The organism is Photobacterium alginatilyticum (assembly GCF_009910675.1).
GTDB classification, from domain to species: domain Bacteria; phylum Pseudomonadota; class Gammaproteobacteria; order Enterobacterales; family Vibrionaceae; genus Photobacterium; species Photobacterium alginatilyticum.
The window spans coordinates 1-416 of the sequence record NZ_RSEJ01000305.1 but is presented as its reverse complement, the minus strand read 5'-3'; the positions used below and the strand labels follow the sequence as shown (position 1 = coordinate 416).

2 tRNA genes and 1 rRNA gene are annotated in these 416 nt (G+C 51.0%); all 3 read left to right on the top strand.

The window, feature by feature from the left end:
* Positions 1 to 87 (top strand): 16S ribosomal RNA (locus EIZ48_RS28815); the annotation flags it as partial.
* Positions 88 to 262: 175 nt separating this feature from the next.
* A tRNA-Glu gene (locus EIZ48_RS28810) sits at positions 263 to 338 on the top strand.
* A 1-nt stretch (position 339) separates the two neighbouring features.
* Positions 340 to 415: transfer RNA gene (locus EIZ48_RS28805), tRNA-Lys, on the top strand.
* The last annotated feature ends 1 nt before the right edge of the window (position 416 follow it).

Genomic DNA, 416 nt, shown 5'->3' with positions numbered 1-416 from the left:
AGGGCGTTTACCACGGTGTGGTTCATGACTGGGGTGAAGTCGTAACAAGGTAGCCCTAGGGGAACCTGGGGCTGGATCACCTCCTTAACGATAGACTGCTTGTTTGATGCAGTGTCCACACAGATTGCCTGGTTAAAATGTAAGAGAGTATCGAGTAGAGAGTGTCGAGAATCGAGACTAACTACTCACACCAATGTGCCCAACACATTGGCAGGTAACAGAACTAGAAACTCGTTTCTAGGTTCTCGAACCTACAACCTTAGTCCCGTTCGTCTAGAGGCCTAGGACACCGCCCTTTCACGGCGGTAACAGGGGTTCGACTCCCCTACGGGACGCCATGGGTCGTTAGCTCAGTTGGTAGAGCAGTTGACTTTTAATCAATTGGTCGCAGGTTCGAATCCTGCACGACCCACCAT